Raw genomic sequence first — 23,504 nt, forward strand, 5'->3', positions numbered from 1 at the left:
AACAGGCCTCAAACTGTCGAAAAATAAGCTGGATTCACGTTGAAATTTCGTAATGCAGAAAATTGCGCGGCGGTAGCCGCGCAGAGCGATGGACGTTGCTTTTGGAGGGGTGTATTTCCGCAGCCTGCTAATCGTATTCAGGCTACTCGAAGTCCGCGAGATGAGTGAGGACGCGCTGCTGCGCATGCTCGACGACGCGACCGTGATGCGCGCGGCCGCGTCGATGCTGAAGCCGCGCGGCGAATGGCCCGCGTTGCTGAAGGGAATGATCGGGGAACTCGCGGCGAACGATGGGCCGCTCGAAGTGGACGGCACGCGCATTCTCGCGCGGCGTTGAACCATGATGTGACCGGTTCGGCCGGCGCGGCGGAACAGCGCACCGGAACGCAAAACCGTGCGCCCAAAAAGAAAACCGCTCGACGAAGCGAGCGGCGGAACATCTGTTGGACGTGATCAGCGTCGCTATCAATGATACGCGTGTGGGTTTTTGCATCGCATCGGTGATTTCCCTACGGAAATTTGACGCCACGTTTTACCAATGCACACACGATCTGTCATCGAACGGCGTTAGGCGCTCGAATGTGTACACGTTATTCCGGAATCCGTAGCAATATACGATCGAATGTCGAATCGGCATCACGTGGATGGCAAACGCTTTTTCTGCGGCACGATCCGCCACCCGAGATTGACGCCCGCCGCCGCCAGCAGAATCAGCGCCGCGCCGAGCACCTGAATCCATGCAAGCGTCTGTCCGAACGCAAGCCGGTCGACAATGATCGCGACCACCGGATAGATGAACGACAACGCGCCCGTCATCGACGTCGGCAGCTTCTGAATCGCGCCATACAGCAGCACGTACATGAGCCCGGTGTGGACGACGCCGAGCACGGCGAGTTCGAGCCACTGCGCGCCGCTTGCCGGCAACGCATCGAAGCGCACGAACGGCGCGAGCAACAGCACGCCGAGCGAGACCTGGATCAGCGCGAGCAGATGCGGCGGCGTGCCCTTCAGCCGCTTCGTGATGATCGACGACACCGCGTACATCGCCGCCGCACCGACCGCGTAGGCCACGCCGACCAGATACTGCCCCGGCACCGCGAGCACGGCCGGCTCGACCTTCACGACGAACACGAGCCCGACGAACGCGACCACGAGCCACGCGATCGTCGATGCGCTGATGCGCTCGCGAAACACCAGCGCGCCGAGCCCGACCAGCATGAACGGCTGCGTGTTGTAGACGGCCGTCGCCATCGAAATCGACGCGCGTGAATACGCGGCGAACAGCAACACCCAATTCACGATGATCGCCGCGCCGCCGAGTAAGGCGAGGCCGAGCGTCTTCCACGAGAACAGCTCGCGGCGAAATAGTCCGAGCACCGCGCACACGAGCGCAAGCGTCGCGCCACCGAAGATGCAGCGGAAAAACACCACGTTGAAAGGGCTTTGCTGTGACGACACGACGAGCCAGCCGATCGTGCCCGACATCAGCATCGCGATGCTCATCTCCGCCGCGCCGCGGCGGATGTCGCTGGACGTACCGTTCGCGGTGGGCGCGGAAGCCTTGTTCGAAGCCATGATTCGATCCGGGATTGATGCCTGCATGACTGGCAGTGTAATTAATCCGCCCGCGCGAATACATGGCTAAACTTAAGCGTTTCCGCGTTTTCACCTGATAAACGAAGGCCATCATGAGCAAACGCCTTGCGTCGACCGCACCGATCGCCCTCGACGACACCGACCGCGCGCTGCTCGCCGCGCTCGCGCAGGACGCGCGCCAACCGGTCAGCGAACTCGCGCGCATCGTCGGCTTATCGGCGCCCAGCACGGCCGAACGCGTGCGACGGCTCGAAGCGCAAGGCGTGATCGAGCGCTTCACCGTGCAAATCGATGCGCGCGCGCTCGGCTTCGCGCTGCAGGCGATCGTGCGTGTGAAGCCGCTGCCCGGCCAGTTGCATCTGGTGGAGGAGGTGATCCGGCGCATTCCGGAGTTCGTCGAATGCGACAAGGTGACCGGTGACGACTGTTTCATCTGCCGCCTGTACCTGCATTCGATCGAGCAGCTCGACGAGATCCTGTCGAAAGTGACCGAGCGCGCGGAGACCAGCACCGCGATCGTCAAGTCGACGCCGGTTGCGCGGCGGCTGCCGCCGCTCGGCTAGCGAAGATCCATCGAAGGTCCAACGAAGGCCGAGCGAAGCGGCCCGTCGCTTATCGTTCGACCGCTTCGAAAAACGACAGCATCTCGGCGACCAGTTCGTCCGGCGCTTCCTCGGGCAGATAGTGCCCGCACGACAGCGCGCGGCCACTCACGTCGCGCGCGACATGTCGCCATTCGTCGAGCGCATCGAAGCATTTTTCGATCACACCCTTGTCCCCCCACAGCACCCGCAGCGGACAGCCGATCTTGTTGCCGCGCTCGATATCGGCGCGATCATGTTCGAGGTCGATGCCCGCCGACGCACGATAGTCCTCGCACATCGCATGCACCGCGCCCGGTTGTGCGAGCGCCGCCCGGTAGGCGTCGAGCGCGCCGGGATCGAACGGTGCGAGGCCCGCGTGACGGCCGCCCATCACCGCGTCGACATAGGCGGCCGGATTGGCGCCGATCAACGTTTCGGGCAGCGGTTCAGGTTGAATCAGGAAGAACCAGTGGAAGTAATGCGTCGCGAACGTGCGATCGGTGGCCTCGTACATCGCGAGCGTCGGCGCGATATCGAGCAGCATCAGACGCTCGACCGCGTCGGCGTGATCGATCGCCATTCGGTGCGCGACCCGCGCGCCGCGATCGTGCGCGCAGACGAGGAAGCGCTCGAAGCCAAAGTGGCGCATCACCGCGACCTGGTCGGCGGCCATCGCGCGTTTCGAATACGGCGTGTGCGCCGCATCGCTCGGCGGCTTGCCGGACGCGCCGTAGCCGCGCAGATCCGTCGCGATCACGGTGAAGTGCCGAGCGAGCCGCGCGGCGCAGCGCTCCCAGATCAGATGCGATTGCGGATGGCCGTGCAGCAGCAGCAGAGGCGGCCCGGCGCCGCCCTTCACTCCGAAAATATCGACATCGCCCACGGCGACGCGAAAAGGCGTGAAATTCTCGAAGGCCATGACATCTCGTTGGTCGTTTGAGGGTTCGTGCATTGTAGGAGGCCGACAAGTCCACGCGAGGTGGGATAACCCACGCAAACGTGGAACCTGAATACTTCTTCGAACCGTTTCAAACGGGCCTGCCGCTCGCGAGCCTCACGCTTCGCCTATAATCGAACGATCGTTCTTAAATATTCGCGGGGCTTCGGCATGCCGGTTTCGTGCGATTGCATGATGCAGTCGTCGGTCCACATTCCGCAAGCCGCGTGCCGCTAAACTCACCTCAGGCCGGGCGCGCGTCGCACCGGCAAGTTGAAAATTCATGGGACCCGAGTCAGCGTTAAGGCGCTGACTCGGGTCGACACAGGAGACCCGCACCATGGCATTGCCCGCCGCTCTGCAAAACCTCGCGCTGCCCGTCGTCGCCTCGCCGATGTTCATCGTCAGCTATCCCGAACTCGTACTGGCACAGTGCAAGGCCGGTATCGTCGGCTCGTTTCCGGCCCTCAACGCGCGCCCGGCAGAGCTACTCGGCGAGTGGCTGACGCAGATCCAGACGCAACTCGCAGAGCACAAGACCGCGAACCCCGATACGGTCATCGGGCCGATCGCGGTCAATCAGATCGTCCATCAGTCGAATGCGCGGCTCGAACACGACGTGCGCGTCTGCGTCGAGCACAAGGTGCCGATCTTCATCACGAGCCTGCGCGCGCCGGCACGCGAAATCGTCGATGCGGTGCATAGCTATGGCGGCATCGTGCTGCACGACGTGATCAATCTGCGCCATGCGCAGAAGGCGCTGGAAGCCGGCGTAGACGGGCTGATTCTCGTCGCGTCGGGCGCGGGCGGCCATGCGGGCACGACCTCGCCGTTCGCGCTGGTCGGTGAGGTGCGGCGCATTTTCGACGGCCCGATCGTGCTGTCGGGCTCGATCGCGAACGGCGGCTCGATTCTCGCCGCGCAGGCGATGGGCGCGGACCTCGCGTACATGGGCACACGCTTCATCGCCACCAAAGAAGCGCACGCGGTCGACAGCTACAAGCAGGCGATCATCAACGCGAAGGCGTCGGACATCATCTACACGAATCTGTTCACGGGCGTGCACGGCAACTACATCCGCGAGAGCATTACGAACGCAGGGCTCGATCCCGATGCGCTGCCCGAATCGGACAAGACCAGGATGAACTTCGGCGGCGATAAGGCCAAGGCGTGGAAGGACATCTGGGGCGCGGGCCAGGGCGTCGGCCTGATGGACGACGTGCCGGACGTCGCGGAACTCGTGCGGCGTCTGAAGCAGGAATACAACGACGCGAAGGCGCGGCTCGGCATCGCGCGCTGAGGTGAAGAACGGGGCGGGCCGGGCCGCCCGCTCGCGGCCTACATATTGCGCCGATACTGCCCGCCCACCTCAAATAGCGCGTGGGTGATCTGCCCGAGCGAACACACACGCACCACGTCCATCAGCACCGCGAACACGTTGCCGTCGTCGATCACCGCGCGCTTGAGGCGTTCGAGCGCCTCGGGCGCGGCGTCGCGGTGGCGCGTCTGGAAGTCACGCAACCGCCGCAGCTGACTCTGCTTTTCCGTGTCGGTGGAACGCGCGAGCACCAACGGCCGCGGCGCTTCACGCGGATGCGCGCTCAGGAACGTATTGACGCCGACGATCGGATACGAGCCGTCATGCTTGCGATGCTCGTACAGCATCGACTCGTCCTGAATCCGCCCGCGCTGATAGCCGGTTTCCATCGCCCCTAGCACGCCGCCGCGCTCGGTGAGCCGCTCGAACTCGGCGAGCACCGCTTGCTCGACCAGATCGGTCAGTTCGTCGATCACGAAGCTGCCCTGATTCGGATTCTGGTTCTTCGCGAGCCCCCATTCGCGATTGATGATCAGCTGGATCGCGACCGCGCGGCGCACCGATTCCTCGGTCGGCGTCGTAATCGCTTCGTCGAACGCGTTGGTGTGCAGCGAGTTGCAGTTGTCGTAGATCGCGATCAGTGCCTGCAGCGTCGTGCGAATGTCGTTGAAATCGATCTCCTGCGCGTGCAGGCTGCGGCCCGACGTCTGCACGTGATACTTGAGCTTCTGGCTGCGCTCGTTCGCGCCATAGCGCTCACGCATCGCGATCGCCCAGATGCGTCGCGCGACGCGGCCGAGCACCGTGTACTCCGGGTCCATGCCGTTCGAAAAGAAAAACGACAGATTCGGCGCGAAGTCGTCGATCGACATGCCGCGAGCGAGATACGCCTCGACGTACGTGAAGCCGTTCGCGAGCGTGTACGCGAGCTGCGAGATCGGGTTCGCGCCCGCCTCGGCGATGTGATAGCCGGAAATCGACACCGAATAGAAATTGCGCACGCCATGCTCGACGAAATACGCCTGGATGTCGCCCATCACCTTCAGGCTGAATTCGGTCGAGAAGATGCAGGTGTTCTGCCCCTGGTCTTCCTTCAGGATGTCGGCCTGCACGGTGCCGCGCACGTTTTCGAGCGCGGCGCGGCGGGTTGCGGCGAGTTCGCCTGCGTTCAGCGCTCGGCCTTGCTCCGCTTCCTTTCGCGCAATCTGCTGGTCGATCGCGACGTTGAAGAACATCGCGAGGATCGTCGGCGCGGGGCCGTTGATCGTCATCGAGACCGACGTGTTCGGCGAGCACAGGTCGAAGCCGTCGTACAGCGCCTTCATGTCGTCGAGCGTCGCGACCGACACACCCGAATTGCCGACCTTGCCGTAGATGTCCGGGCGCTCATGCGGCTCCTCGCCGTATAGCGTCACCGAGTCGAACGCGGTGGATAGCCGCTTGGCCGGCATTCCCTCCGACAGCAGCCTGAAGCGGCGATTCGTCCGCTGCGGGTCGCCCTCGCCCGCGAACATGCGCGTCGGGTCTTCGGTCTCGCGGCGAAACGGAAACACGCCAGCGGTGAACGGGAAATAGCCGGGCAGATTGTCGAGCATCAGCCAGCGCAGAATCTCGCCTTGATCGACGAATTTCGGCAGCGACACTTTGCGGACTGCGGAGCCGGACAGCGTCGTGACCGTTAGCGCGGTGCGGATTTCACGTTCGCGGATGCGCACCACATGTTCGTCGCCGGAATACGCGGCCACCGTTTGCGGCCACGCGTCGAGCAGCTTGCGTTCGCGCTCGCCGAGCGCGGCGCTGCGCTGATCGATCAGCGCATCGAGCGAGGCCGCGCCGTTGCCCGCTTCGCCGAGCATGCGGCGCGTCTCGACGAGCTGCCAGCGCTCGCGCGCGATTTGCGCCTGCGCGTCGGCCCGCTCGCGATAGCCGCGCACCGTCTGCGCAATGTCGGCCAGATAGCGCACACGCGCGGGTGGCACGATCGCGTGCAGGTTGCTCGAAAAGCGCAGACCTTCGGTCGCGCCGAGCCGTGCGCCACCCTCGCGCAGGCCGTGCGCACGCAGCGCATTAGCGATGCACCGGTACAGCGCGCTCACGCCGTCGTCGTTGAAGCGCGACGCGATCGTGCCGAACACCGGCATTGCGTCGGGCGATGTCGCGAAGTCCCCGCGATTGCGCTGCACCTGCTTCGCCACGTCGCGCAGCGCATCCTGCGCACCCTTGCGATCGTACTTGTTGATCGCAACGAAGCTCGCAAAGTCGAGCATGTCGATCTTCTCGAGCTGACTCGCGGCGCCGAACTCGGGCGTCATCACGTACAGCGACTCGTCGACGAACGGCACGATCGCCGCATCGCCCTGGCCGATCCCCGATGTCTCTACGACAATCAGATCGAAGCCCGCGGCCTTGCACAGCATTAGCGCGGCGGGCAGCGAGTCGGAAATTTCGTTCGATGCCTCGCGCGTCGCCATCGAGCGCATATAGATGCGGGCGCCGTCTCTCCAATCGCCGATCGCGTTCATGCGGATGCGGTCGCCGAGCAGCGCGCCGCCAGATTTGCGGCGCGACGGATCGATCGCGAGCACGGCGATGGTCAGCGTGTCGCGGTAGTCGAGCCGGAAGCGGCGGATCAGCTCGTCGGTCAGCGACGACTTGCCCGCGCCGCCGGTGCCGGTAATGCCGAGCACGGGGACCCGCGACGCTTCTGCGAGCGTCGATAGCTGGTCGCGCGCGGCGGCGTCGACGGTGTTCGTTTCGAACGCGCTGATCAGTTGCGCGAGGCGGCGGAAGATCGGCGCGACAGGATCGGCGGCGTGCGAACCAGGCGCCGTGCCGGCGCGCGCAGCATTGGCCTCATCGCAACGCGGCAACGGCCGCGCGGCCAGTTCGGCGAGCCATTCGCGCACCGGCGTCGGCCGCGCCGCGTCGGCCGCACGCGTGGCTTCGACGCAGCGCGCAATCATGTCGTCGATCATGCCTTGCAGACCGAGCCGCTGGCCGTCGTGAGGCGAGTAGATTTTTTCGACGCCGTCGCGTTCGAGCGCGGCAATTTCCTCGGGGACGATCACGCCGCCGCCGCCGCCGAACACCTTGATGCGCTCGCCGCCGCGCGCGCGCAGCAGCTCGACGAGGTAGCGGAAGTATTCGTTGTGGCCGCCTTGGTAGCTCGACACGGCGACGCCGTCGGCGTCCTCGTTCAGCGCGGCGGTCGCGACTTCAGCGACGGAGCGGTTGTGGCCGAGGTGGATCACCTCGACGCCGCTTGCCTGGAGGATGCGCCGCATGATGTTGATCGACGCGTCGTGGCCGTCGAACAGCGCGGCGGCGGTGACGAAGCGCAGGCGCCGGCCCGCGGGCAGTTCGTGGCTGCCGGCACGCTGCGGCGTGGACAGATCGGTCATGTCTCCCCCAGATCATTTAACTGACGGGTGTGACAGTCAGTATATAGAAACGGGGTAAGACGGCAGCGCCGCGCGGGGCGGGCGATTGGCGGCGTTTGTTCGGTGCTCCGCGAAACCCTAGCGCACCGCCAACGCCTTGATCTGGTCGAGCGACGGCCACAGCGACTCGTTCGCGAACCGCGCCGCCAGAAAATCGACGAACGAGCGCACCTTGGCCGACAGATGCCGCCGGCTCGTGTAGACCACGTGGATCGGCAGTTCGCGCGGCGGCACTTCGTCGACGAGCAGCGGCACGAGCCGCCCGTCGGCGAGATCGCTGCCGATCACCTCGGTGCCCAGCATCGCGATGCCCGCGCCGTGCAGCACGACCACGCGCTGCGCCTCAAGCTGATTGACGATCAGGTTGCCCGACAGACGCACGCGCGAGCCCGCGTCGCCGGTCGCGACTTCGAGCGCGGACACGCCCGCGTACTGCAGATAGTTGTGGCGGGCGAGATCGGCGACGCGCTTCGGCGTGCCATGCTTGCGCAGATAGGCGGGCGACGCGCACAGCACCAGATGCGCGGTCGCGATCTGCCGCGCGATCAGCGACGACGACTTGAGGCCGCCCGGCGACGCGCGGATCGCAACGTCGAAGCCCTCGTCGATCAGCTCGACAACGCGGTCGGACAGCGTCATGTCGACTGTTACTTGCGGATACTGCGCTGCGTAGTCCGCGACCGCGGCCATCACGTGATTCAGGCCGAACGCCGATAGCGACGACACCCGCAGCCGCCCGTGCGGCACGACGCTCGCCGCGCCGACCGCCTGGCCGGCTTCGTCGAGTTCGGTCAGCGCCTGGCTCAGCCGCTCGTAGTATTCACGGCCCGCCTCGGTCGGCGCGACGCGGCGCGTGGTGCGGTTCAGGAGCCGCGCGCCGAGCTGTTGCTCCAGATGCATCACGTGCTTGCTCGCCATCGCCGCCGACATCTCCATCTTTTCCGACGCGCCGACGAAACTGCCGGCTTCGACCACGTGGCGAAACACTTTCATGCTGACGAGGGTGTCCATCTCGATCGCTCGCTTCGGGAATCAATCGACGCCATTTTGCCGGGTTTATCAAAAACACGGCAACAAACGCGCGTTTTCGACGGCACCCGAAAACAACAAAGCCCGCGTTCCGGGCGGAACGCGGGCTTTGCGGTGACACCGTGGGCCGAGCTCAGAACTTCGCGCGCAACCCCGCGCCATAGGTGTTGCCGCTCGACTGACCGGTGATGTGGTCATACAGGTACGCGGCATAGACATCGGTGCGCTTGGACAGCGGATAGTCGTAGCCGAGCGCCGCCGTCTGGCGCGTCTGGTTCGAACCGCCGCCGTTACGCGAATACGCATACGACGCCATCACCGTGCCCGGCCCGAACGGCACCGTGACGCCGCCCTGTCCCGTGTTTACGTGCCAGCTCGTGACTTGCTGGTCGTTGTACGTGTACATATACTGGCCGTACAGCTTGACGAACTTCAGGTCGTACGACACGCCCGCCTGCGCGACGCTCTGGCTGCGCAGGCCCGGCACGCCCGACGTTTCGAAGCTGCCGAGGTCGCCCGGCACATTGTTGAAGTTCACGTACTGGTACACGGCTGTCGCCGCGAACGGGCCGTGGAAGTACAGCACCTGGCCGCTCCACTTCTTCGCGCCGTTCTGGGTCGTGTTGCCGAGCGCGTACATCGCGGTCGCCGACAGACCGTTGAAGTTCGGCGACGCATACGACACCGCGTTGTTCCAGCCCGAGTCGCCGGTCACGCCCTGGTCGGTCGTGTAGGTCGGGAACGTGCCGAGGCCGAGGTACACGTGATAGACCATCGGCGAGAACCAGTACGAATCGACGAACGGGTTGAACAGGATCGTCGACACGAACAGCGGCGTCGTCAGACGGCCGGCGGTCACCGTGCCGTACGGCGATTCGATGCCGACGTACGCGTTGCGTGAAAACGTCGTGTCGCCGGTGAAGCGGCCGTACTCGCCGGTTTGCGCACGGAAGAAGCCTTCGATCGTGAAGATCGCCTTGTAGCCGTTGCCCAGATCCTCTGTGCCCTTGAAGCCCCAGTACGACGTCGACATGCCGCCGCCCGACACCACCACCGCGGTCTTGCCGCCAGGAAACTTTTGCGAGCCGACCCATTCGTCGACCTGGCCGTAGAGTTGCACGCTCGATTGCGCGAGCGCCGACGATGCACCCGCCAGCGCGGCGACGCATGCGGTGACCTTCAGAGTAGTCTTCAGCGCGCTGCTGAGGCTTTTGTTCATGGGTTCTCCAATCTTTGTCAAAAGGGTGTGGCTGTGCGAAAGGGGGCGCTCGCGCGAAACGTTGTTGTTATCCGTTCGACCGTCGAGTCAATCTGGGGCTGGTCTATCTTTGCGGACCATTTTTATAAACAAAAATATCGCTGCTTATTGCCGGTATATCGGTCTGATTAGTTTGGTCGGTTATCGGCCTGATACGGCGCTATTGGCCGGACTGCCGCCGGCCCCTCGAACGCAATGCGGGATATGGCGAACGGCGCGCCGCAGCGCGCATGAACGCCTCAAATGACAGGCCGATGACGCGACGCGGCGGAATGCCAAGATTTGACGCTGACCGACACTTCGATGCCGAGCGTTTTCAAAAAAGTGTGGCGTCGAAACGTCAGATTCGGGATTCGGCTATAGCGGAAGGCGTAGGGAGCCGTGCGGGAATCGCGGGAGGGGAACTGGAGAAGGGATCGTTCAGCTGGCGGCGAACCTGCCCCACGTGACGCAGAACGATCAGGTAAATCGCGCTCAGCTAATTCCGGTACGGCGAGCCTTCCGGCTGCCGCGGATCATCCGCTGGGCGTTGCATCGGACGCGCGGCGCCGCGCTCTTCGTTGTAGCGGGCCACGTCGGCGCGGATCGAGCCGTTGCGCATCGGCATATTGGCCGGGGGATGCGGCACCGGACGCGACTCCGCACTGACCCGTGTGATCGCGCCGGCGTAGGCGGATGGATTGCCGATACGGCGCACGCCGGACTTGGAGTTGCCGAAGCCATACCTGAAGTTGGCATCCGCGAGATTCGGGTTGCCGCGCTGCACGCGCGCATCACGAGAAGCCATCTCATTGCGCGAGGCGCGATGATCAGGCGCGCCGCCCGCACCGAGCCCCTTCGCATAGGCGAACGAGCACAGCACGGCGATGACCGCGCCCCACGCCCAGTGCTTCGTTCTCGACAACCCGTCCACCTTGTGACTCTCATGCCCGAAGACTTGCCTGAAATCCACCGTTCGAGCTGCGATGGACCTGTTGCGGGAGGACGAAAAACACCGCGTTCCTGTCGCGGCGCAGGAAATCCCTACGGCCTTTGAAGAGGTAATTTATGGTCGCCGGCAGAGGGTGTCGAGCCAAAAAGTGTTAGGTCTCGTCGGCGGATGTAACACCTTGTTACTGCGGCGTTTTTCGACGCCGGAGCCGCTCCGCGGGCGCGCCGCGGCGGACTGCTGGCGGGCGTTTTCCCCTATACCGCGCAAGCGCGGTTTGTTGCAGATAAACGCCGCTTGCACCGTCAACGGTTAAACGGTTTGTCGCGGCGAATTGCGTCACCAATACTGAAACCTGGGTGTCGCGTGGATGGACGTCGCACGACCTGGCAAGTCAATGCGCAAACATCATTAATCGATTCGGTAAATGAATTTGCCTTTTCAATCGACTTTTGACAACAATAGCCGTTTTCCATTGCCGCAGACCGCGCCCAACAGACGCGTCTCGTGCTTACACAGCGTCATTGAATTCGAGATTCCGACATGGCTCGCCCGAAATTCCTGCCCGATAACTTCACCCTTTCCCTAGTGGGCACCGTAATCCTCGCCAGCTTCCTGCCCGTTCACGGGCAAGCCGCCGTCGGGTTCAACTGGGTGACGAACATCGCGGTCGGCCTGCTGTTCTTCCTGCACGGCGCCAAGCTGTCACGCGAAGCGATCATTGCGGGCGCGACGCACTGGCGCCTTCACGTTGTAGTGCTGCTCAGCACGTTCGCGCTGTTTCCGCTGCTCGGCCTCGCGCTTAAACCGGTCCTTTCGCCGCTGGTCACGCCGTCGCTCTACGCCGGCGTCCTGTTCCTCTGCACGCTGCCATCGACGGTCCAGTCGTCGATTGCGTTCACGTCCATTGCCAAGGGCAACGTGCCGGCCGCGGTATGCAGCGCGTCCGCCTCGAGCCTGCTCGGCATCTTCATCACCCCAGCACTCGTCAGCGTCGCCGTCACGAATCAGGCCGCGAGCGGCGGCGCGTCGCCGTGGCATACGGTCGGCAACATCGTGCTGCAGTTGCTGGTGCCGTTCGTCGCCGGCCAGTTGCTGCGCCCGCTGATCGGCAAGTGGATCGAGCGCAATCGCGGCGTGCTGAAGTTCGTCGACCAAGGCTCGATCCTGCTCGTCGTGTACGGCGCCTTCAGCGAGGCCGTCACCGAAGGCCTGTGGCACACGATTCCGCTGTCGGCGCTCGGCGGCCTCGTCGTGGTGAGCGCGGTGCTGCTCGCGCTCGCGCTGGCCGCGACGATCTTCGCGAGCAAGCGGCTCGGCTTCAGCCGCGCGGACCAGATCACGATCATCTTCTGCGGCTCGAAGAAGAGCCTTGCCGCCGGCGTGCCGATGGCCAAGGTGATCTTCGCGTCGCACGCGGTCGGCGCCGTGGTGCTGCCGCTGATGCTGTTCCACCAGATCCAGCTGATGGTCTGCGCCGCGCTCGCGCAACGCTGGGGCGCCCGCGACCTCAGCGGCGAGAGCGACACCGCGGCACGGCGACCCCCCGCCGCCGTCGCGCGCCGTTGACAACACGCGCAATGCAAACAGGACATTCATAAGCGCCCTCCCTGAGCGTCGTTTTGATCGAGTGGAGCAAGCCGCCTTGGGGCGGCTTGTTTCATTCGGCTCGTGATTGGCCTTGTCGTTATTTCACGCGCAAACGCTCGCGCTGTCGCCTCGGCCGGATGGCATAGGAAGATTCCGGAAATGTCTCGAAAACGACGTCCCGCCTACTGTTTAGTGATTTTTACTAAACAATTAGATTGCCAATAATCCCATAAAATACGGGTATTTACCGGTGTCACATAGGCGTTTTCCGGGCTGTTTTAGCTGCGTTTTACTATACAATCGCCCGACCTGAACCGTGCTGCTCCGCCTCGCGCGGCAGCTTTATTCGATGGCCACAACCATCCGCGACGTCGCCCGCGCGGCCAGCGTTTCGATCGGCACCGTATCGCGCGCGCTCAAAAATCAGCCGGGCCTTTCCGAGGCCACGCGCGAACGCGTCGTCGAAGCGGCGCGCCAGCTCGGCTACGACTCGGCGCAGCTGCGTCCGCGCATCCGCCGGCTAACTTTCCTGCTGCATCGTCAGCACAACAACTTCGCCGCGAGCCCGTTCTTCTCGCATGTGCTGCACGGTGTCGAAGACGCCTGCCGCGAGCGCGGCATCGTGCCGTCGGTGCTGACCGCCGGGCCGACCGAGGACGTAATTCATCAGATGCGCCTGCACGCGCCCGACGCCGTGGCGATCGCCGGCTTCGTCGAGCCCGAAACGCTCGCCACGCTGGTCGCGATGCAGCGCCCGCTGGTGCTGATCGATCTGTGGTCGCCGGGCCTGCGCTCGGTCAATCTCGACAACGCCGCCGGCGCCACGCTCGCGATGCGCCATCTGTTCGAGCAGCAGCGCAAGCGGGTCGCGTTCATTGGCGGCTCGCTCGCGCATTTCAGCATTGCCGAGCGCGCGCTCGGCTACCGGCGCGCGTTCTTCGAAGCGGGGCTGCTGTTCGATCCGTCGCTCGAAGTGAACATCGGCGCCGGGCTCGATCCCGACACCGGCGCCGCGCGCGCGATGCAGCGCCTGCTCGACGCGCCGGGTCCGCACCCCGACGCCGTGTTCGCGTTCAACGACGCCGCCGCGCTCGCCGCGCTGCGCGTGTGCCTCGCGCGCGGCCTCAGCGTGCCCGACGACATCGCGATCATCGGTTTCGACGACATCCCCGCCGCCGCCCACGCCACCCCGCCGCTATCGACGATCGCGGTCGACAAGGAAGCGCTCGGCCGACGCGGCGTGGAACTGCTGCTGGAAGACTCCCCCGCCGAGCTCGAAGTCCGCTTGCCCGTTCAACTTGTTGCCCGTGCCAGTACTTTGGTGAAAACGCCATGACGCTAACCGATCCGCTCAACTCTTCCGTCGACGCCGTGAAGGCGCCGCCTGTCGCCAGTTTCCGCAATCGCGAGTTCCTGCTCTCGCACATCGAGGACACGCTGCGCTTCTACGCGCCGAACGTGCTCGACCCGAGCGGCGGCTTCTACCATTTCTTCCGCGACGACGGTTCGATCTACGACCGCACCACCCGCCACCTGGTCAGCACCTGCCGCTACGTGTTCAACTACGCGATGGCATACCGGCAGTTCGGCGACCCGAAGCACCTCGAATACGCGCGCCACGGCCTGCGCTTTCTGCGCGACGCGCACTGGGACTCGCAGCAAGAGGGCTACGACTGGGAAATCGAATGGCGCGACGGCAGAAAGCGCACGCTCGACGCGACGCGCCACTGCTACGGCCTCGCCTTCGTGCTGCTCGCGTACTCGCACGCGGCGATGGCCGGCATCGAGGAAGCGAAGCCGATGATCGGCGCGACTTTCGAGCTGATGGAGCGCCGCTTCTGGGACGCCGCCGCCGGCCTCTATGCCGACGACGCGTCGCCCGAATGGCGCGTCAGCACCTATCGCGGGCAGAACGCGAATATGCATACCACCGAGGCGCTGCTCGCCGCGCACGAGGCGACCAGTCATCTGGTGTATCTCGACCGCGCCGAGCGCGTCGCGTCGAACATCACGCTGCGCCAGGCGAAGCTGTCGCAAGGGCTCGTGTGGGAGCACTTTCACGCGGACTGGTCGGTCGACTGGCACTACAACGAGGAGGACAGCTCGAACATCTTCCGTCCGTGGGGCTTCCAGCCGGGCCATCAGACCGAATGGGCGAAGCTGCTGCTGATTCTCGAACGCTTCCGGCCGCTGCCGTGGCTGCTGCCGCGCGCGATCGAACTGTTCGACGCCGCGATGACGCACGCGTGGGACGAAGACCACGGCGGCCTCTATTACGGCTTCGGCCCCGACGGCACCGTGTGCGATCACGACAAGTACTTCTGGGTGCAGGCCGAGACGTTCGCCGCGGCCGCGCTGCTCGGCAAGCGCACCGGCAACGAGCGCTTCTGGGACTGGTACGACGAGATCTGGCGCTATAGCTGGACGCATTTCGTCGACCACAAGTTCGGCGCCTGGTATCGCATCCTCACCTGCGACAATCGCAAGTACAGCGACGAAAAGAGCCCGGCCGGCAAGACCGACTATCACACGATGGGCGCGTGCTACGAAGTGCTCGCCCATGCGCTCGGCGAAAAAGCGGCGGTAGAACCGGCCGCTCCCGCCGCAGCGGCCTCCGCGGAGAAAACACAATGAACGCGACGACCGACCTCCCCGTTTTCGTATCCGCCGGCGACATCCTCACCGATCTCGTGCGCACCGGCGCATCGCACTGGCTGTCGCGCCCGGGTGGCGCGGGCTGGAACGTCGCGCGCTGCGTCGCGCGGCTCGGCCTGCCGACCGCGTGCGCGGGCTCGCTCGGCGTCGACAACTTCTCCGACGAACTGTGGGATGCGAGCGTCGCCGCCGGTCTCGACATGCGCTTCCTGCAGCGCGTCGCGCGCCCGCCGCTGCTTGCGATCGTGCATCAGACGCATCCACCCGCGTACTTCTTCATGGGTGAGAACAGCGCCGATCTCGCGTTCGATCCGACCAGGCTGCCGGCCGGCTGGATGAAAGCGGTGAAGTGGGCGCACTTCGGCTGCATCAGCCTCGTGCGTCAGCCGCTCGGCGATACGCTCGCGACGCTCGCCGCCGAATTGCGTTCGCACGGCGTGAAGATCAGCTTCGATCCGAACTATCGCAACCTGATGGAGCACGGCTACGAGTCGACGCTGCGCAAGATGGCCGCGCTTGCGGATCTGATCAAGGTCTCGGACGAAGACTTGCGCATGATCTTCAAGACCAGCGACGAAGCCGCCGCGCTCGCGCAATTGCGCACGATGAACCCGGCCGCCACCGTGTTCGTCACGCGCGGCCCCGCATCGGCGATGCTGCTCGAGGGCGACGCGGTAATCGAGGCGAAGCCGCCGCGCGTCGAAGTGGTCGATACGGTCGGCGCGGGCGATGCGTCGATCGGCGGTCTGCTGTTCAGCCTGATGAGCGCGCCGCAGCGCGCGTGGCCCGAGCATCTCGCGTTCGCACTCGCGGCCGGCGCGGCGGCGTGCGGCCACGCCGGCGCGCACGCGCCGACGCTCGACGAAGTGGTCGCGCTGCTGTAAACCGCGTCGCTGTAATTCTGCTGCCTTGGGGCGCGCGTAGCGTGACGGATATCTGGCACATGGCGTCGCGCGAAACTGCCCCATCGGGCAACCGATCTCGCCACGCCGTGCTAGGATGAAAATCATCGAAACCTTTGCGAAAAGGAGCGAGGCCATGGAGGACGTCACCTACACCAAAGGGCTTTACACGGCTACTGCGTCGATAAGGGAAGTCGGACAGGACGCCTGGCAGGGTGTCGTCACTCTCGCGCGCGACGAAGGCGAAGCCCGCGACGAACAGGAAACCACGGTCTATGAAGTCGACTCGACGTCGTCGACGCCGCTAGAAGCGCTCGAAGAAGCCAAAGCGCTCGCACATCGTATCCTCGGGGAAATCGAACTGTAGGCCGAAGCTGGGGCAGCGCGTCGCGCGCGCTCGCGCATCGGCGCGCCGCTGCCGGCTCGACCGGCTGGAGGCGATCATGGCTGAACAGCTGTTCCAATACGGCGTGTATTCGATTCACGTTCGTCCGCTCGAACTCAGCGGCGCGCGCTGGGACGCGGAGTACGAAATCCGTCATCGCGAGAAAGCCGTCAAGGCGTGGACCACGGTCGGCGGCGACGCGGGCTATGCCGATCAGGCCGAAGCGGTGGATAGCGCGCACCGCCAGGCAGTCGACGATATCGAGCACGGCGCGGGAATTCCGAAGCCACACGCGTTTCCGTGAGCGATTGGCGACGGGCTTTTTCGGGCGCAGCGGGATTCGGTGCGACGCGGCGCGGCGCGGCGCGGTTCAGCTTTGCGCGCCGCCAGGCGAGGCAAAGTATGAGTAGCTACCGATAGTCGAGTGTATCCACGACCTTAGTGATCTTCCAGATGCCATTTTCCTGGCGCAAAAACACGATATTGGTCTGTTTGTCTTTCGAGCCGAAGGTAACGGGCACGAGCGCCACGCTACCGAGCATGACGGCTGGATGCACTTCAATGTGCGCGCCCCAATCTTTCTCGTCGAAGTCTTGCACTTTCGTGAAGTACTCCGCATCTTCCGGTAATTTGTTGGCCTGATATTGGCTTCTTAAAAAATTAACTGTTTCTTTTGCAACGTGCCTGTATATTTCCTTGTCCGTGATTGGATAGGCTTCATCTGCGGCCAGGCGCGGAATAAACCAGGTATAGAAATCTTTTACGCGGGTCTCGGGAGTTGCCTGTTGGGCGTGCGTCGCGTTGCCCGCATATGACACGCCGTTGAAAGTCAGCAACAGCATGGCAACGAAAACCGCCAGATATTTGCGCATGGATGCAACCCTCAGTCGTGGCGATAGATTTTGTAATTCGGTCGCGCAGACCGATAATCCGGACCGGGATAGAAGTTTGGCATGTGATTGCAGATGCATTAGGCAGCGTTCTGATCCCACGACATATTAAATTATCTCAATCATGTTTTGATTTTGGCATGATACAACAGAAAAAAGTAAATTAAACAAAAGACCTAATTTCTAACTAATCCGAATATCATCTAAAATGAGATAGTTATTTTGAATAAAAAGACAGTCCGCGTCGCACTAATTTTTAAGACAAAAAATTCAAGGTAATCAGCACGCGCCAGTCAATTGCACGAGCGTTGTCATAACACGTCAAAAGGCCAATGCCCCCCGCCCTGCCACGCCGCTCCGAACCCTCTGCGCGCGCAACGCGCCATGCTACGCTGTACGCGTTTTCATCCACACGAGCGCGTGATGGCAAGCGAACCGTCAGACCGTTTTTCCACGCTCGACGATGCCGACACCGGCACGAGCGCGCGGAAGCGCCGCGCGCGCGGAAGCGCCGCGCGCGCGGCAGCCGCGAGATGCGTCTCGACGATCGCGTGGTGATCGCGCACGGCATACCGACGCCGCTGTGGCAGGACCTGTATCACCGCGCGCTCGGCGTGCGCTGGCCGGTGTTCTTCGTGTCGCTCGCGCTGCTGTTCCTGCTGCTCAACATCGTGTTCGCCACGCTCTACGTGCTCGGCGACGCACCGATCGCGAATCAGTTTCCGAAGGGCTTCGGCGGCGCGTTCTTCTTCAGCGTCGAAACCCTCGCGACGGTCGGCTACGGCGACATGCATCCGCAAACCGTGTACGCGCACTGGATCGCGACGCTCGAAATCTTCGTCGGGATGTCGAGCATCGCGTTGGCGACCGGGCTGATCTTCGCGCGCTTTTCGCGGCCGCACGCGAAGATCATGTTCGCGCGCTATGCGGTGATCCGGCCGATCGACGGCCGCATGACGCTGATGGTGCGCTCGGCCAACGCGCGTCAGAACGTGATCGCCGAGGCGCGCGCGCGGCTGCGCATCATGCGTCAGGAGACGTCGATCGAAGGCTACACGCTGCGCAAGCTCTACGACCTCGCGCTGGTGCGCGACCAGCATCCGGTGTTCAAGCTCGGCTGGACGCTGATGCACATCATCGACGAAGCGAGTCCGCTGTTCGGCGAAACCGCCGAATCGTTGAAGGGCCGCGACGTGTCGCTGCTGCTGACGCTCGAAGGCATCGACGAATCGACGTCGCAGACCATGCAGGCGCGCCACATGTGGACCTGCGACCAGATCGTCTGGCAGCACCGGTTCGTCGACATCATGAGCGAGCGCGACGGCGTGAGCCACATCGACTACGCGCACTTCGACGAAATCGCGCCGCTCGATGCGGCACCGCTCGCACCGGACATCGCGGCGAACACGGCGCAATAGCAATCGCCACAGTCCATTTGCCGCCCCATCTGTCTCGTCGACACCCCAGGGCATACCCGAAGCGCGCCGCCGCACGGCAAATCCGGCTCAAAAGCGGGCCAAAAGGCGCGACTCTTCGCGCCCATTCGCGCACGCCCGATTAAAGAAGAAATAAATCACTCTCACGAGCGCTAAAAAATAGAGTCTCTTTCGCTGCGTGGTCTCGGTGAGCCCATCACCCGCGCGCGAAGCCAGAACATTGGAGACTCGCCCATGACCGCCCGCCTGCCCATCGACGGCACGCCCGCTCTCGCCGGCTACAAGCTGTCCGACAATCTCACCGCGACGCGCGGCCGGATCTTTCTGACCGGCACCCAGGCGCTGGTGCGCCTCGCGCTGATGCAACGCGCACTCGATAAGACCCGCGGCCTGAACACCGCCGGCTTCATCAGCGGCTACCGCGGCTCGCCGCTCGGCATGGTCGACCTGCAGTTGTGGAAAGCGAACAAACTGCTCGACGCGAGTGACATCCGCTTCCTGCCCGCGATCAACGAAGAACTCGGCGGCACGGCCGTGCTCGGCACCCAGCGCGTCGAAGCCGATCCCGAGCGCACCGTCGATGGTGTATTCGCCATGTGGTACGGCAAAGGCCCGGGCGTCGACCGCGCGGGCGATGCGCTGAAGCACGGCAACGCCTACGGCTCGTCGCCGCACGGCGGCGTATTGGTCGTCGCGGGCGACGATCACGGCTGCGTGTCGTCGTCGATGCCGCATCAGAGCGACTTCGCGATGATCGGGTGGCATATGCCGGTCGTAAATCCGTCGAACATCGCAGACATGCTCGAATTCGGCCTGTACGGCTGGGCGTTGTCGCGCTTCTCAGGCGCGTGGGTCGGCTACAAGGCCATTTCGGAGACCGTCGAATCGGGCTCGACCGTCGATCTCGACGCGCTGCAAACCGAATGGACCATCCCTCAGGCGTTCGATGCACCGGCCGGCGGTCTGCATAACCGCTGGCCCGATCTGCCAAGCCTGACCATCGAAGCGCGTCTGCATGCGAAGCTCGACGCGGTGCGTCACTTCGCGCGCACGAACAGCATCGACAAATGGATCGCGCCGAGCCCGCACGCGAACGTCGGCATCGTCACGTGCGGCAAAGCACATCTCGATCTGATGGAAGCGCTGCGCCGGCTCGACCTGACGCTCGCCGATCTCGACGCGTCCGGCGTGCGCATCTACAAGGTCGGGCTGTCGTTTCCGTTGGAGATGACGCGCATCGATGCGTTCGTGTCGGGTCTGTCCGAAGTACTCGTGATCGAAGAGAAGGGCCCCGTCATCGAGCAACAGATCAAGGACTATCTGTACAACCGCACGCAAGGCACCCGGCCGGTCGTGATCGGCAAGCACGCCGAAGATGGCACGTTGCTGCTGTCGTCGCTCGGCGAATTGCGGCCGTCGCGCATCCTGCCCGTGTTCGCGAACTGGCTCGCGAAGCACAAGCCGGCGCTCGATCGCCGCGAACGCGTCGTCGATCTGGTCGCGCCGCAGATCCTGTCGAACGCGGCGGACAGCGTGAAGCGCACGCCGTACTTCTGCTCCGGCTGTCCGCACAACACGTCGACGAAAGTGCCGGACGGCTCGATCGCGCAGGCGGGCATCGGCTGTCATTTCATGGCATCGTGGATGGAGCGCGATACGACCGGACTGATCCAGATGGGTGGCGAAGGCGTCGACTGGGCCGCGCATTCGATGTTCACCAGGACGCGCCACGTGTTTCAGAATCTCGGCGACGGCACCTACTTTCACTCCGGCATTCTCGCGATCCGCCAGGCGGTCGCCGCGAAAGCGACGATCACCTACAAGATCCTCTATAACGACGCGGTCGCGATGACCGGCGGCCAGCCCGTCGACGGCAGCATCTCGGTGCCGCAGATCGCGCGTCAGGTCGAAGCCGAAGGCGTGTCGCGCTTCGTCGTGGTCAGCGACGAGCCCGAGAAATACGACGGCAATCATAGCCAGTTTCCGCCGGGCACGACGTTTCACCATCGCAGCGAGATGGACACCGTGCAGCGCGAGTTGCGCGATACCGACGGCGTGACCGTGCTGATCTACGACCAGACCTGCGCGGCCGAAAAACGCCGGCGCCGCAAGAAAGGCGAATTCCCCGATCCGAACAAGCGGCTCTTCATCAACGAGGAGGTCTGCGAAGGCTGCGGCGATTGCGGCGTGCAGTCGAACTGTTTGTCGGTTGAACCGGTGGAAACCGCGCTCGGTCGCAAGCGCCGCATCGATCAGTCGTCGTGCAACAAGGACTACTCGTGCGTGAACGGCTTTTGCCCGAGCTTCGTCACCGTGGAAGGCGGCACGCTGAAAAAGGCCGCGGGCGCCGCGTTCGATCCGCAGGCGCTCGCCACGTACGTCAATGCGTTGCCGATTCCCGCGACCCATCTCGATGCCGCGCCGTACGACATCCTCGTCACCGGCGTGGGCGGTACCGGCGTCGTGACGGTCGGCGCTTTGATCAGCATGGCCGCGCATCTCGAAGGCAAGAGCGCGTCGGTGCTCGACTTCATGGGTTTCGCGCAAAAGGGCGGCGCGGTGCTGTCGTTCGTGCGCTTTGCCGCGCGTGACGAATGGCTGAACCAGGTACGCATCGACACGCAGCAGGCCGACGTGCTGCTCGCCTGCGACATGGTGGTCGGCGCGAGCGCCGATGCGCTGCAAACGGTCCGCCACGGCCGTACCCGCATCGTCGTCAACACACATGCGATTCCGAACGCGAGCTTCGTGCAGAACCCGGACGCGACGCTGCATGCCGATGCGCTGATCGACAAGATGCGTCACGCGGCGGGCGCCGAGCGCATGTCGACGTGCGACGCGCAAGCGCTCGCGACGCGTTTTCTCGGCGATACGATCGGCGCGAACATTCTGATGCTCGGTTTCGCGTGGCAGCTCGGTCTCGTGCCGGTGTCGTTCGCCGCGATGATGCGCGCGATCGAACTGAACAACGTCGCCGTGCAGATGAACCAGCTCGCGTTCTCGATCGGCCGCATGGCCGCGGCCGATCCCACCGCGCTCGAATCGCTGTGGCAGGCGCGTCATGCGCCGAAGCCGGGCGTGCGCGTCGATACGCTGGATGAGTTGATCGCCCATCGCGAAGAACGCTTGCTCGGGTATGGCGGCGCGGCTTATGTGAAGCGCTATCGCGCGCTCGTCGATGCGGCGCGGCGCGCGGAAACCGCCGTCGACGCGACGAGCGAGCGCGTGACGCGCGCGGTCGCCACGACGTTCTATCGGCTGCTCGCGGTGAAGGACGAATACGAGGTCGCGCGTCTGCATACGGATGCCGCGTTTCGTGAAGCGCTCGAAGCGCAGTTCGAGGGCGTCGCGGGCAAGGACTTCACGATTCGCTTCAACCTCGCGCCGCCGACGCTCACGCGCGCGCAAGCCGGCGCCGTACCCACGAAGAAAACTTATGGTCAGTGGATGTGGTCGGTGCTCGGCCTGCTCGCGAAGTGGCGCGGTCTGCGCGGCTCGGCGCTCGATCCGTTCGGCCGCACGCTCGAGCGCAAGATGGAGCGCGAGCTCGCGAGCGATTACGAAACCACGCTGCAACGCGCGCTAGCGAAGCTCGACGCGAGCCATCTCGACGACGCCGCGAAACTCGCCGAACTGCATGCGCGCGTGCGCGGTTATGGACACGTGAAGCTGGCGAACCTGGCGGGGGTCAAGCGTGGTGAGCGTGAGCTCGCAGCGCGTCTCGGCATCGATGCGGCGACGGGTACGGCGGTGAAGAAGTCGCTGGAAGAGATGAAGGGCGCCGGGCAGTTGCGCGGCATTCCGGTGGTGGTCGCGAAGTAAGTCGTTCGCTGCGCTGCCCGGCGTTACGTCGCATCGAGCAGCGCCCTCACCTGCGCGACCTTCGCGGGATCGACTGGCGCAAGACCGTTGCCGTTCACACGCACGCCCGAGCCGAAATGCACCGCCTCGACGTGCGTTTGGATGACGAAGTTCGCGACCGCTTCGACCGTCAAACCGGCACCCGCCAGCACCGTGCAATGCGATCCCGACGCTTGCTGCACCAGTTCGCTGACCACGGCTCGCGCCTCCAGCACCGACGGCTTTCCGCCCGACGTCAGCACATTCGTCACCGCCTCGAAACCGAGCAATACATCGAGCGCTTCGCGCAGATCGCGCGCCTCGTCGAACGCGCGATGGAAGGTGATCGCGAGTCCATCGGCGGCCTCGCACACGCGCGCGAGACCTTCGCGGTCGATCGCGCGCTCGGCATCGAGCATGCCGATCACGATGCCGTTCGCGCCGGCCGCCTTCACCGCACGGATGTCGCGCAGCATCACCGCATAGTCGTCGGCGTCGTAGACGAACGTGCGGCTATGCGGTCGAACGATCACGTTGACCGGCACGCCGGCCGCAGAAACCACCGCCTCGATCAATCCCACACTCGGCGTCAGACCGCCCTCGCCCATCGCGGTCACGAGTTCCAGACGATCCGCACCTGCCTGCGCGGCGGCGCGCGCATCCGCGACGGTCGTGGCAATCACTTCGAGTAGCACGGACATGAGCGCAACCTGGTG

At 64.3% G+C, this 23,504-nt stretch carries 18 protein-coding genes and 2 pseudogenes; 12 read left to right on the forward strand and 8 right to left on the reverse strand.

What is annotated here, in order from left to right:
- Positions 1-124 precede the first annotated feature (124 nt).
- Positions 125-337: pseudogene (locus tag F6X42_RS00005) on the forward strand (MBL fold metallo-hydrolase); the annotation flags it as partial.
- 299 nt (positions 338-636) lie between these two features.
- Here the strand turns inward: F6X42_RS00005 and F6X42_RS00010 are convergent.
- Positions 637-1,575: a DMT family transporter gene (locus F6X42_RS00010; RefSeq protein ID WP_187632242.1), complete on the reverse strand. Its 939-nt coding sequence runs from the start codon at positions 1,573-1,575 to the stop codon at positions 637-639.
- Between the two features lie 113 nt (positions 1,576-1,688).
- On the opposite strand from F6X42_RS00010, the gene F6X42_RS00015 reads away from it, so the two are divergent.
- The gene (locus F6X42_RS00015) at positions 1,689-2,159 is read left to right on the forward strand and encodes an Lrp/AsnC family transcriptional regulator (protein ID WP_187632243.1); all 471 of its coding nucleotides are present in this window, start codon (positions 1,689-1,691) and stop codon (positions 2,157-2,159) included.
- A 49-nt stretch (positions 2,160-2,208) separates the two neighbouring features.
- On the opposite strand, the gene F6X42_RS00020 is transcribed toward F6X42_RS00015, so the two are convergent.
- On the reverse strand, positions 2,209-3,099 hold the full coding sequence (locus F6X42_RS00020; RefSeq protein WP_187632244.1) for an alpha/beta fold hydrolase: 891 nt from the start codon (positions 3,097-3,099) through the stop codon (positions 2,209-2,211).
- Positions 3,100-3,457: 358 nt separating this feature from the next.
- Between F6X42_RS00020 and F6X42_RS00025 the strand changes: the two genes are divergently transcribed.
- Positions 3,458-4,417 carry an NAD(P)H-dependent flavin oxidoreductase gene (locus tag F6X42_RS00025; protein ID WP_187632245.1) on the forward strand — a complete coding sequence of 320 codons (960 nt, stop codon included), beginning with the start codon at positions 3,458-3,460 and terminating at the stop codon, positions 4,415-4,417.
- A gap of 38 nt (positions 4,418-4,455) precedes the next feature.
- On the opposite strand, the gene icmF is transcribed toward F6X42_RS00025, so the two are convergent.
- From icmF to F6X42_RS00045, 4 genes are all read right to left on the reverse strand, one after another.
- The gene (gene icmF / locus F6X42_RS00030) at positions 4,456-7,836 is read right to left on the reverse strand and encodes a fused isobutyryl-CoA mutase/GTPase IcmF (RefSeq protein ID WP_187632246.1); all 3,381 of its coding nucleotides are present in this window, start codon (positions 7,834-7,836) and stop codon (positions 4,456-4,458) included.
- Between the two features lie 117 nt (positions 7,837-7,953).
- A complete protein-coding gene (locus tag F6X42_RS00035; RefSeq protein ID WP_187632247.1) occupies positions 7,954-8,886 on the reverse strand; it encodes a LysR family transcriptional regulator in 933 nt (310 codons plus the stop codon).
- A gap of 151 nt (positions 8,887-9,037) precedes the next feature.
- Positions 9,038-10,123, reverse strand: coding sequence for a porin (locus F6X42_RS00040; protein ID WP_187632248.1), 1,086 nt, complete (start codon positions 10,121-10,123; stop codon positions 9,038-9,040).
- Between the two features lie 517 nt (positions 10,124-10,640).
- On the reverse strand, positions 10,641-11,075 hold the full coding sequence (locus F6X42_RS00045; RefSeq protein ID WP_312892401.1) for a hypothetical protein: 435 nt from the start codon (positions 11,073-11,075) through the stop codon (positions 10,641-10,643).
- A 52-nt stretch (positions 11,076-11,127) separates the two neighbouring features.
- On the opposite strand from F6X42_RS00045, the gene F6X42_RS00050 reads away from it, so the two are divergent.
- The 7 genes from F6X42_RS00050 to F6X42_RS00080 all read left to right on the forward strand — a co-directional run bounded on the left by F6X42_RS00050 (position 11,128) and on the right by F6X42_RS00080 (position 16,926).
- Entirely contained in the window at positions 11,128-11,406 is a 279-nt protein-coding gene (locus F6X42_RS00050; protein WP_187632249.1) for a hypothetical protein, read from the forward strand.
- A 227-nt stretch (positions 11,407-11,633) separates the two neighbouring features.
- Complete coding sequence (locus tag F6X42_RS00055) at positions 11,634-12,659, forward strand: bile acid:sodium symporter family protein (RefSeq protein WP_187632250.1); 1,026 nt, start codon at positions 11,634-11,636, stop codon at positions 12,657-12,659.
- 370 nt (positions 12,660-13,029) lie between these two features.
- Complete coding sequence (locus F6X42_RS00060; RefSeq protein WP_187632251.1) at positions 13,030-14,016, forward strand: LacI family DNA-binding transcriptional regulator; 987 nt, start codon at positions 13,030-13,032, stop codon at positions 14,014-14,016.
- Entirely contained in the window at positions 14,013-15,314 is a 1,302-nt protein-coding gene (locus F6X42_RS00065; RefSeq protein WP_187632252.1) for an AGE family epimerase/isomerase, read from the forward strand. The genes F6X42_RS00060 and F6X42_RS00065 overlap by 4 nt, the downstream gene beginning before the upstream one ends.
- Positions 15,311-16,219 carry a carbohydrate kinase family protein gene (locus F6X42_RS00070; protein ID WP_187632253.1) on the forward strand — a complete coding sequence of 303 codons (909 nt, stop codon included), beginning with the start codon at positions 15,311-15,313 and terminating at the stop codon, positions 16,217-16,219. Before F6X42_RS00065 ends, F6X42_RS00070 begins: the two co-directional genes overlap by 4 nt.
- A gap of 154 nt (positions 16,220-16,373) precedes the next feature.
- Entirely contained in the window at positions 16,374-16,604 is a 231-nt protein-coding gene (locus F6X42_RS00075) for a hypothetical protein (protein ID WP_027199492.1), read from the forward strand.
- A gap of 76 nt (positions 16,605-16,680) precedes the next feature.
- On the forward strand, positions 16,681-16,926 hold the full coding sequence (locus F6X42_RS00080) for a hypothetical protein (RefSeq protein ID WP_187632254.1): 246 nt from the start codon (positions 16,681-16,683) through the stop codon (positions 16,924-16,926).
- A gap of 106 nt (positions 16,927-17,032) precedes the next feature.
- Here F6X42_RS00080 and F6X42_RS00085 read toward each other — a convergent pair whose 3' ends face one another.
- A complete protein-coding gene (locus tag F6X42_RS00085) occupies positions 17,033-17,494 on the reverse strand; it encodes a DUF3828 domain-containing protein (protein ID WP_187632255.1) in 462 nt (153 codons plus the stop codon).
- Positions 17,495-17,935: 441 nt separating this feature from the next.
- On the opposite strand from F6X42_RS00085, the pseudogene F6X42_RS00090 reads away from it, so the two are divergent.
- A pseudogene (locus tag F6X42_RS00090) lies at positions 17,936-18,930 on the forward strand (ion channel).
- A gap of 252 nt (positions 18,931-19,182) precedes the next feature.
- A complete protein-coding gene (locus F6X42_RS00095; protein WP_187632256.1) occupies positions 19,183-22,770 on the forward strand; it encodes an indolepyruvate ferredoxin oxidoreductase family protein in 3,588 nt (1,195 codons plus the stop codon).
- Positions 22,771-22,793: 23 nt separating this feature from the next.
- Here F6X42_RS00095 and F6X42_RS00100 read toward each other — a convergent pair whose 3' ends face one another.
- Positions 22,794-23,489: a copper homeostasis protein CutC gene (locus tag F6X42_RS00100; protein WP_187632257.1), complete on the reverse strand. Its 696-nt coding sequence runs from the start codon at positions 23,487-23,489 to the stop codon at positions 22,794-22,796.
- Between the last annotated feature and the right edge of the window lie 15 nt (positions 23,490-23,504).

The sequence above is a fragment of the Paraburkholderia podalyriae genome, from assembly GCF_014397785.1.
Classification (GTDB): domain Bacteria; phylum Pseudomonadota; class Gammaproteobacteria; order Burkholderiales; family Burkholderiaceae; genus Paraburkholderia; species Paraburkholderia podalyriae.

What these genes read in the sequence shown, in the direction of transcription:
- F6X42_RS00080 (WP_187632254.1), top strand. Translation starts at nt 16,681, where the DNA reads ATGGCTGAACAGCTGTTCCAATACGGCGTGTATTCGATTCACGTTCGT.
- F6X42_RS00055 (WP_187632250.1), top strand. Translation starts at nt 11,634, where the DNA reads ATGGCTCGCCCGAAATTCCTGCCCGATAACTTCACCCTTTCCCTAGTG.
- icmF (WP_187632246.1), bottom strand. Translation starts at nt 7,836, where the DNA reads ATGACCGATCTGTCCACGCCGCAGCGTGCCGGCAGCCACGAACTGCCC.
- F6X42_RS00075 (WP_027199492.1), top strand. Translation starts at nt 16,374, where the DNA reads ATGGAGGACGTCACCTACACCAAAGGGCTTTACACGGCTACTGCGTCG.
- F6X42_RS00085 (WP_187632255.1), bottom strand. Translation starts at nt 17,494, where the DNA reads ATGCGCAAATATCTGGCGGTTTTCGTTGCCATGCTGTTGCTGACTTTC.
- F6X42_RS00010 (WP_187632242.1), bottom strand. Translation starts at nt 1,575, where the DNA reads ATGGCTTCGAACAAGGCTTCCGCGCCCACCGCGAACGGTACGTCCAGC.
- F6X42_RS00070 (WP_187632253.1), top strand. Translation starts at nt 15,311, where the DNA reads ATGAACGCGACGACCGACCTCCCCGTTTTCGTATCCGCCGGCGACATC.
- F6X42_RS00025 (WP_187632245.1), top strand. Translation starts at nt 3,458, where the DNA reads ATGGCATTGCCCGCCGCTCTGCAAAACCTCGCGCTGCCCGTCGTCGCC.
- F6X42_RS00065 (WP_187632252.1), top strand. Translation starts at nt 14,013, where the DNA reads ATGACGCTAACCGATCCGCTCAACTCTTCCGTCGACGCCGTGAAGGCG.
- F6X42_RS00015 (WP_187632243.1), top strand. Translation starts at nt 1,689, where the DNA reads ATGAGCAAACGCCTTGCGTCGACCGCACCGATCGCCCTCGACGACACC.
- F6X42_RS00100 (WP_187632257.1), bottom strand. Translation starts at nt 23,489, where the DNA reads ATGTCCGTGCTACTCGAAGTGATTGCCACGACCGTCGCGGATGCGCGC.
- F6X42_RS00020 (WP_187632244.1), bottom strand. Translation starts at nt 3,099, where the DNA reads ATGGCCTTCGAGAATTTCACGCCTTTTCGCGTCGCCGTGGGCGATGTC.
- F6X42_RS00095 (WP_187632256.1), top strand. Translation starts at nt 19,183, where the DNA reads ATGACCGCCCGCCTGCCCATCGACGGCACGCCCGCTCTCGCCGGCTAC.
- F6X42_RS00040 (WP_187632248.1), bottom strand. Translation starts at nt 10,123, where the DNA reads ATGAACAAAAGCCTCAGCAGCGCGCTGAAGACTACTCTGAAGGTCACC.
- F6X42_RS00060 (WP_187632251.1), top strand. Translation starts at nt 13,030, where the DNA reads ATGGCCACAACCATCCGCGACGTCGCCCGCGCGGCCAGCGTTTCGATC.
- F6X42_RS00035 (WP_187632247.1), bottom strand. Translation starts at nt 8,886, where the DNA reads ATGGACACCCTCGTCAGCATGAAAGTGTTTCGCCACGTGGTCGAAGCC.
- F6X42_RS00050 (WP_187632249.1), top strand. Translation starts at nt 11,128, where the DNA reads ATGGACCTGTTGCGGGAGGACGAAAAACACCGCGTTCCTGTCGCGGCG.